Annotated in this window: 9 protein-coding genes; all 9 read left to right on the plus strand. The window is 36.7% G+C overall.

Annotated elements, in window-relative coordinates; all coding sequences use genetic code 11:
* The first annotated feature begins 14 nt into the window (after positions 1–14).
* The 9 genes from FUA22_RS03930 to FUA22_RS03970 all read left to right on the plus strand — a co-directional run bounded on the left by FUA22_RS03930 (position 15) and on the right by FUA22_RS03970 (position 17,234).
* Positions 15–1,979 carry a hypothetical protein gene (locus tag FUA22_RS03930; protein WP_147766523.1) on the plus strand — a complete coding sequence of 655 codons (1,965 nt, stop codon included), beginning with the start codon at positions 15–17 and terminating at the stop codon, positions 1,977–1,979.
* A 96-nt stretch (positions 1,980–2,075) separates the two neighbouring features.
* Entirely contained in the window at positions 2,076–4,832 is a 2,757-nt protein-coding gene (locus tag FUA22_RS03935; RefSeq protein ID WP_147766524.1) for a GH116 family glycosyl-hydrolase, read from the plus strand.
* A 49-nt stretch (positions 4,833–4,881) separates the two neighbouring features.
* On the plus strand, positions 4,882–6,189 hold the full coding sequence (locus tag FUA22_RS03940; protein ID WP_206667082.1) for a DUF6786 family protein: 1,308 nt from the start codon (positions 4,882–4,884) through the stop codon (positions 6,187–6,189).
* A gap of 124 nt (positions 6,190–6,313) precedes the next feature.
* The gene (locus tag FUA22_RS03945) at positions 6,314–7,696 is read left to right on the plus strand and encodes a sulfatase (RefSeq protein WP_147767416.1); all 1,383 of its coding nucleotides are present in this window, start codon (positions 6,314–6,316) and stop codon (positions 7,694–7,696) included.
* A 43-nt stretch (positions 7,697–7,739) separates the two neighbouring features.
* The gene (locus tag FUA22_RS03950; protein WP_147766525.1) at positions 7,740–8,660 is read left to right on the plus strand and encodes a ThuA domain-containing protein; all 921 of its coding nucleotides are present in this window, start codon (positions 7,740–7,742) and stop codon (positions 8,658–8,660) included.
* Entirely contained in the window at positions 8,638–11,016 is a 2,379-nt protein-coding gene (locus tag FUA22_RS03955) for a GH92 family glycosyl hydrolase (RefSeq protein ID WP_147766526.1), read from the plus strand. Before FUA22_RS03950 ends, FUA22_RS03955 begins: the two co-directional genes overlap by 23 nt.
* A gap of 26 nt (positions 11,017–11,042) precedes the next feature.
* Positions 11,043–12,863 (plus strand): sulfatase-like hydrolase/transferase, encoded by a 1,821-nt coding sequence (locus FUA22_RS03960; protein WP_147766527.1) that lies wholly within the window; start codon positions 11,043–11,045, stop codon positions 12,861–12,863.
* A gap of 50 nt (positions 12,864–12,913) precedes the next feature.
* Positions 12,914–15,463 (plus strand): glycoside hydrolase family 95 protein, encoded by a 2,550-nt coding sequence (locus tag FUA22_RS03965; RefSeq protein WP_241664746.1) that lies wholly within the window; start codon positions 12,914–12,916, stop codon positions 15,461–15,463.
* A 235-nt stretch (positions 15,464–15,698) separates the two neighbouring features.
* Positions 15,699–17,234 (plus strand): sulfatase-like hydrolase/transferase, encoded by a 1,536-nt coding sequence (locus tag FUA22_RS03970; protein WP_147767418.1) that lies wholly within the window; start codon positions 15,699–15,701, stop codon positions 17,232–17,234.
* The last annotated feature ends 10 nt before the right edge of the window (positions 17,235–17,244 follow it).

Genomic DNA, 17,244 nt, shown 5'->3' on the forward strand with positions numbered 1-17,244 from the left:
TGAAATTATATCGAATGAAAATTATAAAAAGTGCTTTTAGTCTACTCTTTTTGCTAATTACGTTTTTGTTAATTGGTTGTAATGGTGACTCCCAAAAACAAATATTAAATATTTCTGAATACCACAAATTAGCCGATAACGATATTATTTATCCCTCGGTTAAACAGCTTGAAATGTTAAGGTCTGTAATACCTGAAAAAGCATTTCAGCCTGCTCCGGATATAAATAATAGAACTTATTGGGATAAAATTTCAAAAACAGAAACAGGAAAAAAATGGTTACATGATGCCATTTATTTAATTGGCAAGCCACCCGAAGCCCCTATTTCAGATTCTATTTATAGAAAGGCTAACAAAGAAGGGAACAGAGGCATTTATAAACCTAGGTATTACCGAACCATGGGAAGGTTGGAAGGATTTGTATTGGCCGAATGTATGGAGAACAAAGGACGTTTTCTTCCTCAAATTGAAACCTATTTGAATGCCATTATGGACATGAAATCCTGGTTGCACCCAAACCATGACGATGACGACAATGGCGTGTTGGAAGGAAGGCGCGTATCCATAGATCTAGGAGCGAGACGCTTTGGTACTGATTTGGCTTTGGCCCAAGTTTTATTGGGAGATAAACTATCTAAAAATATCAATGATAAAATTTCAGAACAGTTAAAATGGCGTATTGTTGATACCTATTTAACTTCTTGTAAAAAGAATGATGAAAATAATAAGTGGATTAAGAGTACTAGCAATTGGAACTCGGTATGTACAAGTGGTTCCGTGTTTGTTGCCATGGCGACTTCTAATGACGTAAATGAAAGGTTAGAAGCCATTGGTGCAGCGCTTAATAGTATGAAATATTTCTTGTCCGGTTTCGGGCAAGATGGCTATTGTTCTGAAGGTGCTGGATACTGGAATTATGGTTTTGGTCATTATTTATATTTGGCGCAAATCTTATTTGATTACACCAATGGGAAAATAGACCTTTTTGATGCCGGAAACCCTGAGAAGTTGAGAAATGTTGGGCTATTTCCGTATACATATCAAATACATGTGGGGGTATGTGCCCCATTTTCAGATGGTAGTTCACATGTTTCCAATGATGGCGGCTTTGCATATGATATGTCCGCTAGAAAGTATGGATTAAGTATGCCCATTACGCCTAAAAAATCAAAAAGTCATGACTCCTTTTCGGCCGCATTCCAATTAATAGAATGGGATTATGAAGCAGGTACGAAAATCAATGATAAGAGCCTAGAATTACAAGAGCTTCCTAGCCATACGTATTTTGATGATTTTGGAATAGTGATTTCTCGAGGACAACAAAAAGTACCCTTATCAATCGCTATTAAGGCCGGACATAACGCCGAAAATCATAATCACAGTGATGTGGGGAGTTATACGCTGTTACTGGATAATGGCTTCATGACTGGCGATATTGGAGCGCCTTCTTATAGAGCGGGAGCCTTTGCAAAGGATAATCCAGCACGTAGTTCATGGCGACACCCCGTACCTAAGATAAACAATACCCTACAATCTAATGGTATCGAATTCAAAGGGACTATAACATCCACCAGTTTTTCTAATGTTGAAGATCTTGTGGTAATGGATATTAAAGCGGCTTATGAAATCCCTTCTTTGACCAAGTTGGAGCGAACCATGAAAAATGACAAATCAAATTTTGGAACCATTTCTATCACAGATGAATTTGTTGCAACAGAACCTGTTGAATTTGGTACAGCCATTATGACGCTTCAAGATTATGAAATCATTGATGATAACACAGTAATTATAACTTCTGAGAATCAAAAATTAAAGGTGGAAGTTTTAGGAGTTGACGGTCAAGTGAAAATCAATGATGAATTGGTATCCGTTAAGCATTTAAGGGAAAAAGGACCGGCCTATAGAATAGGTGTTGATTTTATCACACCGGTTAAGGAAGGAAGTATCAAAGTGAAGTATGTACCTATTACCCCTAATTAAGGGGCTTTGTCACCTTAGACTATTATCTGTAACCAATTAAGGCGAATTTAGTAGATATAAGGGGTGGAATAATTGTTAAGCGAGAAAATATTAATAATGAAAACAAACAAAACTGAAAGTAATTGTTGCGGATCATCTAATTGTTGTGCTGATAACGATACGTCGGTTGGTCGTAGAAACTTTATTAAGACCACAAGTTTAACCGCAGCTATGCTTGCAGTTGGGCCTTTAAAACTCATGGCAGGTCCCTTTAGTCAGCAAGATTTTAAAAATGGAATTCCAAAAGATAAAAAACTATCCAAAGAGTGGATTGAAAGTTTATATGCTAGAGGAGACGCATTTAGCGCTACAGGTAAAGAATTAGAGTTTATAGGTATGCCAATCAATGGTATTGGTACGGGGCAAGTTTATCTTGGTGGTGATGGAAGTCTCTGGTGTTGGAATCTCGATGGTGAGCCCGATGACATATGGAAAGAAATGGGCCAAGGACACAAGTATATGAAACCTGTTACTCCATATAGTCCAATGGACCAGGGCTTTGCTTTACAAGTTGGATTGGGTAAAGAAAAGCAGGTTTTTAGATTGGATTCTAGCGGTTTTAGGGATATAGTATTTACTAATAAGTATCCCATGGGAGATGTAAGTTATGCTGATGCAGCTTGCCCGGTAAGAGTACAATTAGAGGCTTATACGCCTTTTATTCCATTAAATCGTGATGACTCCAGCTACCCTGTAACGGTAATGAGATATACTATTGAAAATATTTCGGATAAAGAGCAAGATGTGTCAATTGGAGGGTGGATAGAAAATTTTTCTAATTATAGAACAGGTGCAAAGAATAGTAATGGTGTCCGTTTAAGCCAATATAGTGAGTTCAAGGGATTGTCAGTGGTTGAATGTTGGGCAAAACCTTTGAACGATAACGCCCCTCATAGGGATAATGTACCTTTTGATCATGCGAATGATTTTGGAGCAATTGCTCTAGGATTGTTAGGAGAAAATAAACCAGATTGGGTTGACACCCTGAGATTTCAACCAGGAGATGAAGGTTTGTTTGATGCCAAGAAACCGAACAAAAAAAGCAAAAAAGAGCAGGAACGTCCTTTTTCGGATAAGGCATATGCCTCAATAGGTCGTAGTATAAAATTGTTACCAGGAGCGAGTGAAACGGTTTCGTTTACGCTTTCTTGGCGTTTTCCAAATGCAAGACATGTTACAGGTTTTGGAAAAACAGAATGGACTCGGGATATAAACTACTATGCCACTCAGTGGTCCAGTGCGAGCGCATCTGCCAGTGCAGTTGTTTCGCAGGAAAAAGAACTAAGAGCTAAAACAAAATTATGGATGGAGAATTGGTACGATTCTACCTTACCATACTGGTTTTTAGAAAGAACATTCATTCCAATTAATTGTATGCAAACTCAGTTGGCAGGCCGTATGGCGTTGCAAGATGCTAGATACAGTTTAGATGAGGGAGTGACCTGCTGTGAAGGGAATTGCACCCATGTATGGCATTATGCTCAAGGCTTAGCACGTTTGTTTCCTGTAATTGAGAGGGAGTGTCGAGGACAGGTGGATTATGACCTCAGTTTTAAGAAAGAGAATGGAGCCGTGAACTTTCGTTGTTCTACAAAGACGTTTAGAGAAGCTCCAGATGGCCAATGTGGTACCATTCTTCGTGTCTTAAGGGAAAGCCAAATGACCACTAACTACAGCTTTCTAGAAAGTATTTGGGAGCGTACCAAGTTGTCAATGGATTTCGTCATCAAAACATGGGATAAAGATGAAGATGGACTATTGGCTGGAGCTCAACACAATACCTTAGATGGGAACTGGTTTGGGCAAGTACACTGGTTAATTAATATGTATCATGCGGCTCTTAAGGCATCTGCTCAAATGGCCCGTCAGATGAATGAACCTCAAGTAGCTGATAGATATGAAGCACTTGTTAGCAAAGGTTCTAAAACTATGATAGATTTAATGTGGAGAGAGGATTTTGGTTACTTTATACATATTCCTGAATTGGAGGCTGAAAAAACTCGTGGTTCAACTACTGGATGCCATATTGATCAGGTACTTGGTGAATTTTGGTTATATAACCTTGGACTTGATCCGGTATTGCCAAGAGAAAAAGTTCGTAAGACATTAGAATCGCTTTGGTTGTATAATTTTTCTCCAAATATTGGAGATTTCCGAAAGGAAAACCCTAAAGGTCGTTGGTATGCCGCCGAGGGAGATGCAGGATTAGTAATGTGCACATGGCCTTTTGGAAAGGAGAATGCACAAAAAACAAATTTTCATAAATATTATAATGAATGCATGTCTGGCTTTGAATGGCAGGTTGCTGCACATATGATTTGGGAAGGTATGCTTGAAAAAGGATTGGCTATTGGTAAAGCCATTAGTGATCGTTATCAACCTAAACACCGCAATCCATATAACGAAGTGGAATGTGGAGACCATTACGCTCGGGCATTAGCAAGTTATAGTGCTTTTATGGCTATATGTGGATACCGTTATAACGGGCCTGAGGGCAAACTAGCTTTCGGACCTAAAATGCAAAAAAATAATTTTAAAGCTGCTTTTACGACGGCCGAAGGTTGGGGGCAGTTTACTCAAAAGATATCCTTAGGCAAGCTTATAGCTGGAATAGATTTGAAGTTCGGGAGGTTAGAGTTAAAGGAGTTTGCACTGGATAAGGTAAATGGTGTTTCGGTAGCAGATTTTAAGGTAGAATTAGACGGTAAACGCATCAAGGCTTCCTTTAAAGAGGATGCAGAACAATACATTCTACAGTTTGATTCAGGATTTAGTTTTAATGAAGGTTCACGTTTGGTGATGTCTTTTAGTTAAAATAGTTTAATAGGTGAAAATTTAATAAAAAAGTTATAGCAATATTTAAATGAATAAATTGAAAAATCAGAAAATAAAATGTATTCCTGGTATTTTGATGTTTACTTTTTTGTGTATTTCATGTAAAGAGAATAAATCGAATGATCTTAAAATTAGCTACCAAAATGGTGCTCAACCAAATATTGATAAACTAACAGAGGTAGCTACTATGTGTACTTATGGAGATGATGTTAGTTTTATGAAAGATTATATTGAAGTTATTGAGCTATCAGAAGATTCAAATCAATCTAGGGTAGCGGTATCAGCTGCATTACAAGGTAGAGTAATGTCTAGTAGTGCCGATGGTGAAAATGGAAGAAGTTATGGGTGGATTAATCGCGAATTATTCAAATCGCAAGATACCTTGGAGCATATTAATGTATTTGGTGGGGAAGAACGTTTTTGGTTAGGGCCAGAAGGCGGCCAATATTCAATCTTTTTTAAAAAGGGAACAGAATTTACTTTAGATGATTGGTATACACCTAAATTAATTGACTTAGAGCATTTTGATGTAGAAAGTCTTTCTGCAACCAAAGTCGTATTCTCAAAAAAGGCTTCTTTAAAAAACTATTCAGGCTTCCAGTTTAATATGAGAATTCAAAGAGAGGTTGCTATTTTATCCGAAACCGAAACCCAAGAAGCATTAGGGCTTTCAGAGTTGTTAGATAATTTAAATTCAGTGGCCTATAAAACTATCAATACCTTAACTAATATTGGAGACGAGGCTTGGGAAAAAGAAACAGGTTTATTGTCAATTTGGGTTTTGGGAATGTTCAATCATTCACCAAATACAACTATTATGATACCTTATGTTCAAGGAAATGAGACAGATTTGGGAGCTGTTGTAAACGATGCCTATTTTGGAAAAGTGCCTTCGGATAGATTGGTGGTAAAAGAAAAGGTAATCTATTTTAAAGGAGACGGAAAATACCGTAGCAAAATTGGATTGACTCCACAACGAGCAAAAAATATTGCAGGTTCTTACGATGATAAAAACGGAATATTAACCATTGTTAAATACAATCAACCTAAAGGAGTTACAGATTATGTAAATTCAATGTGGGAAATTCAAGAGGAGCCTTATAAAGGCGATGTTATTAATGCCTACAATGATGGCGAACCAGAACCAGGGGCCAAACCTTTAGGACCCTTTTATGAATTGGAAACTTCATCACCTGCCTTGGCTTTAAAAGCAGGAGATAGTGGTAAACATATTCAAACAACATTTCATTTGGAAGGAAGCAAAAAAGCTTTAAACCCAATAATTGAAAAATTATTTGGAGTTACCATTGAAAACATCAAACAAGCATTTCAATAGAATGGAATTTTCAATGATTAAAATATTTGTATTTTTAAGTATAAGCCCTGTGTTTGCTGAATCTAACAGCAACTTTAAAACATAATTTGTATTAAAATTTATAACAAGATATTAAATGAATAAAATGAAAATTGACCAAATAAAAAGTATAGCATGTATTCTAATTTTTACTTTTTTAAGTATATCATGTAAAGAGAATAAACCAAAAAACTCGAGTATCGGTAGTGAAAAAAGTATTCAACCTAATATTGTCTTAATAATGGCCGATGATTTAGGATATGGAGAATTATCGTGTTATGGTAGCAAAAAAATAAACACGCCTAATATAGATGCCTTGGCAGCTGGTGGAATGAAGCTTACAGATTTTCATTCAAATGGCCCAGTTTGTAGTCCAACTAGAGCCGCTTTATTGACAGGGAAATATCAGCAGCGAACTGGAGTAGAAGGGGTTATTACGGCAAAAAGTCATAGAGAGGTAGGCCTGAGCTTGGAAGAGGTAACCATTGCCGAAGCTTTAGTAAAACAAGGATATCATACCGGTATGTTCGGGAAATGGCATATGGGCTATGCCGAAGAATATAATCCCATTCATCAAGGTTTTAATGAGTTTGTAGGTTTTGTTAGTGGTAATGTGGATTATCATTCGCATGTGGATCAAGAAGGCTATTTAGATTGGTGGAAGGGCAATAAAGTTGATGATGAAAAGGGGTATACTACAGACTTAATCACCAATTATGGCGCAGAATTTATAAAAAGAAATAATTCTGAGAAAACTGGTAAACCCTTCTTTTTGTATTTATCACAAGAAGCACCGCATTATCCTATTCAAGGGAGGCATGATAAACCTGTTAGAAAAGTTGGAAGTGGTAAATTTATAAGAAAAGTTCCTAAGGACAGCGTTCAAACTATTTATACCGAAATGATTGAAACTATGGATGAAGGTATTGGGCAAGTAATACAAACCTTAAAAGACGAGGGACTTTATGAAAACACAATTATAGTGTTTTGTTCGGATAATGGAGCTGCGGGAAGTAGAGGAGATAATGGTGTGTTAAGGGCAGCAAAAGCCTCTGTTTATGAAGGAGGACATCGTGTACCAGGAATTATAAGTTATCCAAATAAAATTAAAGCAGGAACGGTTAATGGTACAACAATTATGTCAATGGATTTTCTGCCAACTTTTGTCGATTTAGCCGGTGGTAAAACCGATATTGAAAATTTAGATGGCATAAGTTTTAAAAACATGTTGGTAAATGAAGAATCATTACCTGAACGCGATTTGTTTTGGAGTTTTAAGGGAAGAACCGCCATGCGAAGTGGAAAATGGAAGTTGGTGACTTTTATAAAAGATGAGCAAGAAGTGGCCCAGTTATTCGATTTGGAAGCGGATTTATCTGAGAAAAATGATTTATCAGATTCAGCCCCAGAGCGCGTAAAAGACATGCAGGATAAAATTGAAAAATGGAAAAATGATGTTTGGGAAGGTGTAGTTCCTGTTGCTAATTAAGTAATTACCGAGATATATGAATGAATTCGAATTTTAGTTTAAAATGAAAAAGTATCACATTTTTGTTTGTTTATTTTCATTGTGGATTTTTACATCAGTGCACAGTCAACCTACTTCTAAAAAGATAGATGTATTAATTGTTGATGGTTTTAGTAATCACGATTGGGAGCAGACAACTTATGTGGTAAAAACAATTTTAGAAAAAAGCGAATTGTTTAATGTTTCTGTGTCAACCTCACCTGCTGAACCAGAAGATAAGAATTGGAAGCATTGGAAACCCAAGTTCAAAAAATTCGATGTCATTATTATAAATTGTAATAACATAAATAATAAAGAGATTAAATGGCCTAAGAAAATTGAAAAACATTTAGAGCATTATGTAACCACTGGAGGTGGTTTATACATTCTACATTCTGCTAATAATGCTTTCCCACATTGGAAAGGTTATAATTTAATGATTGGTTTGGGGTGGAGGCAACCCAACCAAGGAATTGCATTACAAGTTACAAATGATGAAAAAATTAAAGAGATTCCATTAGGAGAAGGTAAAGCAACTTATCATGGTCCAAGAAAGGATGTCATTATTTACAAATTGAATAATCACCCCATAAATAGAGATTTGCCTAAAAAATGGAAAACACCAGATATGGAACTCTATAAATATGCCAGAGGTCCTGCTAAAAATTTAACAGTTTTATCCTATGCAAGGGATGATATAACTAATATTAATTGGCCGGTAGAATGGGTGGTTTCATATGGAAATGGCAGGGTGTATAATTCTAGCATGGGGCATTTATGGAAGGGGCAAACCTATCCTATTAGTTATAGGTGTATTGGTTTTCAAACCATTCTTATTAGAGCTACTGAGTGGTTAGCCTCAGAGAGTGTGACATATAAGATTCCAGAAAACTTTCCAACAGAGTTCAATATCAGTTTAGCAAATGAACAAATCAGTAAAAAATGAAATAATGGTGAAAACTCTAAAATATTTTTTCGTCGTCATTCTGTTTTTACAGAATGTAAATATTCATGCCCAGGGAAAACCGGTAGACTTGGTTAACCCATTTATTGATACGCACAATTCAAGGTGGTTTTATTTTAACTCAGCGAGTAGGCCTTTTGGAATGGTTAATTTAAGCCCGGATACCAATACCGCTAAAACTTGGAGTTCCGGCTATTTGTATGATAGTGAGTATATAAGATGTTTTAGCCATATTCATGCTTGGCAACTGGCAGGTATAGCGGTTATGCCAACAACTGGAGAGTTTAAAGGGCATTTGGGAATGGATGCGTATCAGTCTTCTTTTAGTCACGAAGGAGAAATAGCCAAACCCGGTTATCATAAAATTTATTTAAATGATTATGATATTCATGTGGAGTTAACATCTTCAACTAGAGTTGGGTTTCATAAATATAAGTTTCCAAAAGATAAACAAAAATCAATCATTTTTGATACCGGGGCAAGATTAGCACATGGGCCAACAACCTATTCTAAAGTTTGGAAAGTGAGCAACTTCGAAATAGCAGGTGTTCAGGTACTTAGAAAAACAGGACGAAGACCTAAGGATACTCCAGTTTATTTTGTTGCAAAATTGAGTGTGCCTTTTAAATCATTCAAAGGCTGGGAAAATAAGGAATTGGTCGAAAAATCAACAGACACCATTCAAGGGGTAAATGCAGGAGTGGGCTTGTTTTTTGATAGAAAAAATACCGATGAGGTTTTAATGAAAGTGGGTATATCATATGTAAGTGTAGAGCAAGCCCGTAAAAACTTGGATGCTGAAATCAACCATTGGGACTTTAATAAGGTTGTAGATGAATCGTTAAATACTTGGAATGAATGGCTTAGTAAAATTGAAATTAAAGGAGGAACACATCAACAGCGAGTAAAGTTTTATACAGATTTATGGCATGCGTTACTAGGGAGGCGCATTGTAAGTGATGTAGATGGTAAGTACATAGATAGAACTGGTGATGAGGCTGTAACAAGAACTGTTAGATTAGATAACAAAGGAAAACCGCTGTTTCCACATTATAATTTTGATGCTTGGTGGGGTAGTCATTGGTCTTTGAATATTTTATGGTCTATGGTATACCCAGAAGTCATGGATGGGTTTTGTAATAGCATGTTAGACATGTATAACAATGGTGGATTAATACCCAGAGGGCCATCAGGAGGAAATTACACCTTTGTGATGATTGGTGATCCCTCAACCTCATTTTTTGCTACCGCTTATAATAAGGGTATTAGAAGTTATGATATTCAAAAAGCATACGAAGGTTTACGTAAAAATGCTTTTGTTGGAGGTTCTAGAGACCATGCGGGTTATGAACATAAGAGTCCCGCATACGGAGGGGGGATGCGATATTACATAGACCAAGGTTGGATACCCGAAGGTATTAAGGCAAAAGGTGCCCATAAGGATGGTGCTTCCATGACTTTGGAATATGCCTACCAAGATTGGTGTTTGGCACAATTGTCCAAGACATTGGGGAAAGATGATGATTATGAGATGTTTTTAAAACGTTCCCAGAATTATAAAAACTTGTGGAATCCAGATACAGGAATGATGCATCCTCGAGAAATGGATGGTAACTGGATTAAAGATTTTAAGCCAGTTTCAGAAACTTTTAATGCCCGAGGATTTTGTGAAAGCAATTCGGCTATATATACGCATTTCGTTCCTCATGATATGAGTGGCTTAGTTCAATTATTTGGAGGTAAGCAGAAGTATAACAATTTCTTAAATGAATCTTTTGTAAAAGGGGAAACATTGAATTTTGTTGGTGCCAATAAGAATCATGCTGCCAGTTGGGTAGATTATGGTAACCAACCCGGTACTGGTATGGCACATTTGTTTAACTATAGCGGAGCTCCTTGGTTAACTCAAAAATGGGTTAGGAAGGTCAAAGAAGTTTATGGAGATGTTACGCCCTATGGGGGCTATTATGGAGATGAAGATCAAGGGCAAATGGGAGCCCTAGGAGTTTTAATGGCCATGGGGCTTTTTCAAGTGGACGGAGGCGCTTCAGTGAAACCTTATTATGAAATTACCAGTCCACTATTTGATGAAGTAACCATTAAACTCAATAATGATTATTACTCAGGGGAAGTGTTTAATATAAAAACTTCAGGAGTTAATCAAGAGAATATATATATACAATCAGCAAAATTAAATGGAGGAGAATTAAACAATTGCTGGTTCTACCATGAAAGTTTTGTCAAAGGAGGAACCTTGGAACTTCAACTAGGGGCAAATCCAAATAAAGAATGGGGAGTAGACATACCTCCACCTTCTTATAAAACAAACTTAGACTAACGTTATTAAAATTTTAAATAAAAAAAATGCGAACATTTTACACTTTCATTTTACTTTTTTTGGCTATCACTTCAGTTTATTCTCAGGATAGACCAAATGTAATTTTTGTAATTCCTGATGATATTAGCCATAACGCCTTTTCCTATTATAAGAAAGATGGCCCGCAAACACCTAATATTGATAAATTGGCGAGTGAAAGTGTGAGGTTTACGGATTTTCATGTGTCTCCAACTTGTGCACCCACAAGAGCTGCTTTAATGACAGGCAGATATAATGATGTCACGGGAGTTTGGCATACAATTTTTGGACGAAATCAATTGCGTAAAGATGAAATAACCATGGCAGATGTCTTTAATGCGAATGGTTACGCTACAGGATTGTTTTTTAAGTGGCATTTAGGGGATAATTATCCATTTAGACCACAGGACCGAGGTTTTGAGTACGTGGCTTGGACCAAAGGAGGCGGTACAGGTCAACAGCCAGATTATTGGGGAAACACAAATAATAGTGCCAGTATGTGGGTTAATGATTCTTTAGTAAAAATGACTGATGAAGATGATGGTATAGAAGGTGCCTTTACTACCAATTTCTTTTTCAATAGAGCTATGGAATTTATGGATGATAATATAAAAAAGAAGAAGCCGTTTTTTGCATATATACCTACCGCTACGGCACATGGTCCTCACTTTTCACCTCCCGATGCTCGAGAAGACGTTAGAGCTTTTACTGGCACAGTTGAAAATATAGATAAAAACATGGGGAGGTTAATGGCATTTCTTGATGATAGAGGAATTGCAGATAATACCATACTTGTTTTTACTACAGATAATGGGGCTAGTACACATTTACGTGGTAAGAAAGGCTCTTATTATGATGGTGGAACAAGAGTTCCCTGTTTTGTTCGTTGGAAGAATGGAAACCTAGGGGGAGATGGCAAAGGAAGAGATTTTACGCCGCTTACAGCCCATATAGATTGGTTACCTTCTTTTATGGATTTTCTTGGTTTAAATGATATTCCTAACAGACCGGAAAAGTTGAAAATTCATGGGCAGAGTTTCAAGCCATTTTTAGATACAGACTCAAAGAATGATCCTGAGGATTATAAAAATAGAGCCATTACCATAGTGAATATGCGTACTGAACATGTTGAAAAGTTTAAAGCAGTAGCTGTTAAAAAGGACATTTGGAAGGGAAACGAAATTTTACATAAATGGCGAATGGTAAGGGAGAGTAAAGACACAAATTGGGAGCTTTATGATGTTTTAATAGATGAAAAGCAACAGAATGATGTCATTGAAAACCCTAAGAATTTAGACATTACTAATGAGTTAACGGAAGCCTACGAAACTTGGTGGCAACTTGTAAAAGAACGCGCTGATGAATATACAAGAATTGTTATTGGAAATCCAGCTGAGCCTGAAACACGTCTTAATGCACATGACTTTCATGATAACATGATTTGGAATCAAGGAAATGTGGCAGGAGGTAAACCTGGTAGTGGGTTCATTGCTGTTGAATTTGAAAAATCGGGAACCTATAATTTTGATTTAAGACGTTGGCCTAAGGAAATAGCAAACCAAACAACTTTAACCGTGGCACCAGTTGATAAAGTATTTGGTAGTAAGAATAGCCCGAAATCCCTAGATATAGCGACTGCTCGAATAAAAATCTGGCATGACGATGCGGTTTATGTAGATGAAAAAAAGAAGGCAAATATAAATGCCGATGGTGTTAATTTTACTATTAAAAATTTACCAAAAGGGCCGGCTTTTATTCAAACTTGGTTTTACAACAAAGATGGGGATATGGAAGGCGCTGTATACTATAACTATGCTAGTTTGAAGTAATTGACTAACAGGATTAAAAGAATAAATTTTTAAAAAGTAGATTAAATTTTATGAAATTCAACAGAATGACTAAACTTCATGTAAACAAGGACTTAAATGGTTTCATTGCTATCTTATTTTGTGTTCTTATATGTTCATGTACTACCACAACTTCCGATAAAAATAGTGATAGTTTAAAACTTTGGTATAATGCGCCAGCAGCCGATTGGAATGAAGCATTGCCAATAGGAAATGGTAGATTAGGAGCCATGGTTTATGGAATCCCTGATCAAGAAAATATTCAGTTGAATGAAGGTACCCTTTGGGCAGGTGGTCCCCATAGAAATGATAATTCTGAAACCAAGGAGATTTTAGGAGAAATTAGGCAGCTGCTTTTTGAAGGAAAATATAAGGAAGCCCATACTTTGGCAAATGCCAAAATTATTTCCAAAACCTCGCATGGCATGAACTATGAAACCGTTGGAAATCTAAGGTTAAATTTTGAAGGACATGATTCTTTTTCAAACTATCATCGGGAGTTGGATTTAGAGAAAGCCGTTAATCGTATGTCTTATACTGTAGATGGTGTTCAGTATCAAAGAGAGGTATTTACATCGTTTACGGATCAAGTTATTGTTATTCGTCTAACGGCTAGTGAAAAAGGTAAAATTAGTTTTTCTGCGGGGATGGATCGTCCTAAACCATCTGTAGTTCAGGTAAGCACCGAAGGAAATAATATTTTAACCATGACAGGAAGAGGTGCTGATTTAAAAAGTAAAAGAACGCCTAAGGATGCCAAACCTATTGAAGGCAAAGTTAAATTTGAGTCAAGGTTAAAAATAGTACCACAAGGAGGTTCGCTTACTTCAACGGATAACACATTAATTTTGAACGGTGCGGACAGCGCAACCTTGTTTTTGGCTATTAATACGAACTTCAAAAACTATAAAGATGTTAGTGCCGATGAACACCAACATGCAGCAAAATCTTTGTTAAATTTAGAAAAGAAGACATATGAACAGTTAAAGACAAATCATGCCAACTATTATAATAAGTTTTTCAATAGGGTAAAACTTAATTTGGGTACAACGGATTCTATAAATAAGCCAACAGATATTCGCATTAAAGAATTTAGTAAAGGAAATGATCCTGCGCTGGCAGCGTTGTACTATCAATTTGGCCGCTACTTACTTATCTGCTCATCACAACCAGGTGGACAACCCGGTAATTTACAAGGGATTTGGTGCAACCAACTAACACCACCATGGAAAAGTGCTTATACGGTAAATATTAATACAGAAATGAATTATTGGCCAGCAGAGTCTACTAATCTTAGTGAAATGCACGAACCATTAATTGAAATGGTAAAAGAACTTGCAGTGGCTGGTAAACAAACAGCAGAAGATATGTACGGAGCGGATGGTTGGGTAACGCATCACAATACGGATCTTTGGCGTATTTGTGGCCCCGTAGATGGTGCTACTTGGGGTATGTGGCCAACAGGAGGTTTGTGGTTAAGCCAACATCTATGGGATAAATTTATGTTTAATGGTGATACAGAATATTTAAAAGAAGTGTATCCTGCCATGAAAGGTGCTACAGAATTTTGTCTAAGCTTTTTAACTCCTGAACCTGAGAACAATTGGTTGATAATGTCGCCATCAACATCTCCAGAGAATAGACCTGCGCATCACCCAAAGAATGTTAATATCGCATATGGCGCTACAATGGATAACCAATTGGTATTTGATATGCTAACAAAAACCGCATCTGCCTCTAGGATATTAGGTGTAGATGATGCCCTTATTAAGGAAATTGAAGCCACCATCCCACAATTAGCACCGAACCAAATTGGTCAATACGGTCAAATCCAGGAATGGATTCATGATTGGGATGATCCAGAGGATAAACATCGTCATATTTCCCACTTGTATGGCATGCACCCTTCCAATCAATTCTCCCCTTTTCGTACTCCAGAATTGGCCGAGGCCGTAAGAAATGTATTGGTATATCGCGGCGATCCATCAACAGGTTGGTCTATGAACTGGAAAATAAACCAATGGGCGCGATTGTTAGATGGTAACCATGCGTACAAAATGATGACCGATCAAATCAAACTGGTAGGAAGACCAGATTCTCCAAAGGGTGGCGGTACCTATACCAATATGTTAGACGCACATCCTCCTTTTCAAATCGATGGGAATTTTGGGTTTACTTCAGGTTTAACCGAAATGCTACTTCAAAGCCATGATGGAGCCATTCATTTTATTCCTGCCTTACCAGATGTTTGGAAAAATGGAAGTGTTAGTGGGCTTCGCGCTAGAGGCGCATTCGATATAGAATTAATGGAATGGGCAGAAGGTAAATTAGTTAAAGTGATTATTAAATCAAATTTAGGCGGCAATTGCCGTATTCGTTCGTATTCACAATTGAAACTTGAAGGAGATAATCCGCTTAAAAAGTCAGAAGGAGAAAATGAAAATCCATTTTATTCAACACCTAACATAAAGGATGCCATAATTTCTAGTAAAGCAAAACTTCAAGGATTTAGTATTCCTGATACATTTTTATATGATGTTGAAACAAACATGGGGCAGCGCTATGTTTTGGTTGGGGAATGATCTATTATGATAAATACTTTGTCTTACTTGAATAAACAGTTCATAGTTTATACAATATGAACGTTGATTTATAATCTAGAAATTACATAAACCATATTTTTATTCTTTTATAAATTAAATAGGTAAACAAGCTCTATTCTAGTTATGGGGTTTGTTCCTATATGCATGTTTAGCAGGTTAAAACGTAATGAATAAAATGAAGGGTTATCGAATAAAAAGTATGGTTAGTATTCTAATGATTATTTTTTTAAATATATCGTGCAAGGATAACCAATCAAAAGATTCGAATCTTAATAGCGTAAATAAAACACCTCCCAATATTATCTTTTTAATGACCGATGACCAACGTTGGGATAATATGGGCTGTTATGGTAAGCCAGAGTTTGAAACCCCTAATATTGATAGGTTAGCCACAGAAAGTGTTGTTTTTGATAAAGCCTTTTACGCAGTGGCTATTTGCATGCCCAGTCGAGTAACTATGCTCACAGGGCGGTATAATTCTAATCACAGAGTAGGTTTTGTGGCTCCAGATAACTTTACCCTTTCTCAAGATGATTTTTCTAGAAGTTATCCGGCTTTGTTAAAAAAAGAAGGCTATAGAACAGGATTTATTGGTAAAGTTGGATTCACCGTTTCAGAAAAAGCGCAAAGACCAAGTACCCCGAAGGAACATTTTTACAAAGAAAATTTATCAGGCACATTCGATTTTTTTGCTGGAGCAGAAACAGTGGATACCAAAGGCTTCATTGCATGGCCCGAAAATGATGTAGAATTACAAAGAATATATGCGGAGCCCAATAGAAAGAAATACACTAGAACGCTTCGAACAGGTGAAGCTATGTTAAGGTTTATAGATACACAACCTAAAGATCAACCATTTTGCTTATCAGTTAGTTTTTATGCTGTAAAACATGATAACAATAATCATATGTATATGCCGCATTTCGATTTGTTTAAAAATAACAGGTTTTCCGTACCACAGAATTGGGTAGAAGGCACCAATGAGGAATTGCCAAAAGTGGTAAAGGATAATGCCAGAGGGTATTATTTGCATAAGCAGCGGTCGTCAACCCCAGATAAACACCAGAGATTGGTTCGTCGTTTTGCAACACAAGGTTATTCTGTAGATCAACAAGTAGGGCTGTTAGTTGAAAAACTAAAAGAAAAGGGTATGTTAGAAAATACCGTTATTATTTATACAAGTGATAATGGACGTTTTCAAGGATCTCATGGATTGTTTGACAAGTGTTTGTTATATGAAGAATCTGTAAAAGCACCACTGATTGTTTATGATGGCCGAGTGGCTTCCAAAGAAAATGCGCGAAGAGAAAACGCATTGATTTCATCCGTGGATATAGCGCCTACTATTTTATCTTTTGCTAACATTGAAGCACCTAAAAGTATGCAAGGAAAAGATTTTACTCCGGTGATAAACAAAACTCAAGATATGTCGCAATGGCGTGATGCCGTCTTTATGGAAGATTTATTTCTGGTCGATATGTTTAAACAAAGAGCAAAGCCGGAAGCGGAAGTTTTAAGAGCTAACCAAAAATTAATAGAAGAAAACAAATCGTACCGTTCACATGGGGTTAGAACAGACCGTTTCAAATACTTTGTGTATTACGAACATACCCCTAAAATTGAAGAGTTATATGATGTAGAAAACGATCCTCAAGAACAGCATAATTTAGTAAATAGTAAAGAGCATAGAACGGTGCTTAAAGAATTAAGAAAAAAGACCGAAGAAATGTATCAAGAGGTTTTGCCTTAAAGAATAAATG

The organism is Seonamhaeicola maritimus (assembly GCF_008056315.1).
Lineage (GTDB): Bacteria > Bacteroidota > Bacteroidia > Flavobacteriales > Flavobacteriaceae > Seonamhaeicola > Seonamhaeicola maritimus.

Bases quoted from the DNA above. Each gene is read 5' to 3' on its own strand.
- FUA22_RS03960 (WP_147766527.1), top strand. From the start codon at position 11,043: ATGCGAACATTTTACACTTTCATTTTACTTTTTTTGGCTATCACTTCA.
- FUA22_RS03955 (WP_147766526.1), top strand. From the start codon at position 8,638: ATGAACAAATCAGTAAAAAATGAAATAATGGTGAAAACTCTAAAATAT.
- FUA22_RS03950 (WP_147766525.1), top strand. From the start codon at position 7,740: ATGAAAAAGTATCACATTTTTGTTTGTTTATTTTCATTGTGGATTTTT.
- FUA22_RS03945 (WP_147767416.1), top strand. From the start codon at position 6,314: ATGAAAATTGACCAAATAAAAAGTATAGCATGTATTCTAATTTTTACT.
- FUA22_RS03930 (WP_147766523.1), top strand. From the start codon at position 15: ATGAAAATTATAAAAAGTGCTTTTAGTCTACTCTTTTTGCTAATTACG.
- FUA22_RS03940 (WP_206667082.1), top strand. From the start codon at position 4,882: ATGAATAAATTGAAAAATCAGAAAATAAAATGTATTCCTGGTATTTTG.
- FUA22_RS03965 (WP_241664746.1), top strand. From the start codon at position 12,914: ATGAAATTCAACAGAATGACTAAACTTCATGTAAACAAGGACTTAAAT.
- FUA22_RS03935 (WP_147766524.1), top strand. From the start codon at position 2,076: ATGAAAACAAACAAAACTGAAAGTAATTGTTGCGGATCATCTAATTGT.
- FUA22_RS03970 (WP_147767418.1), top strand. From the start codon at position 15,699: ATGATTATTTTTTTAAATATATCGTGCAAGGATAACCAATCAAAAGAT.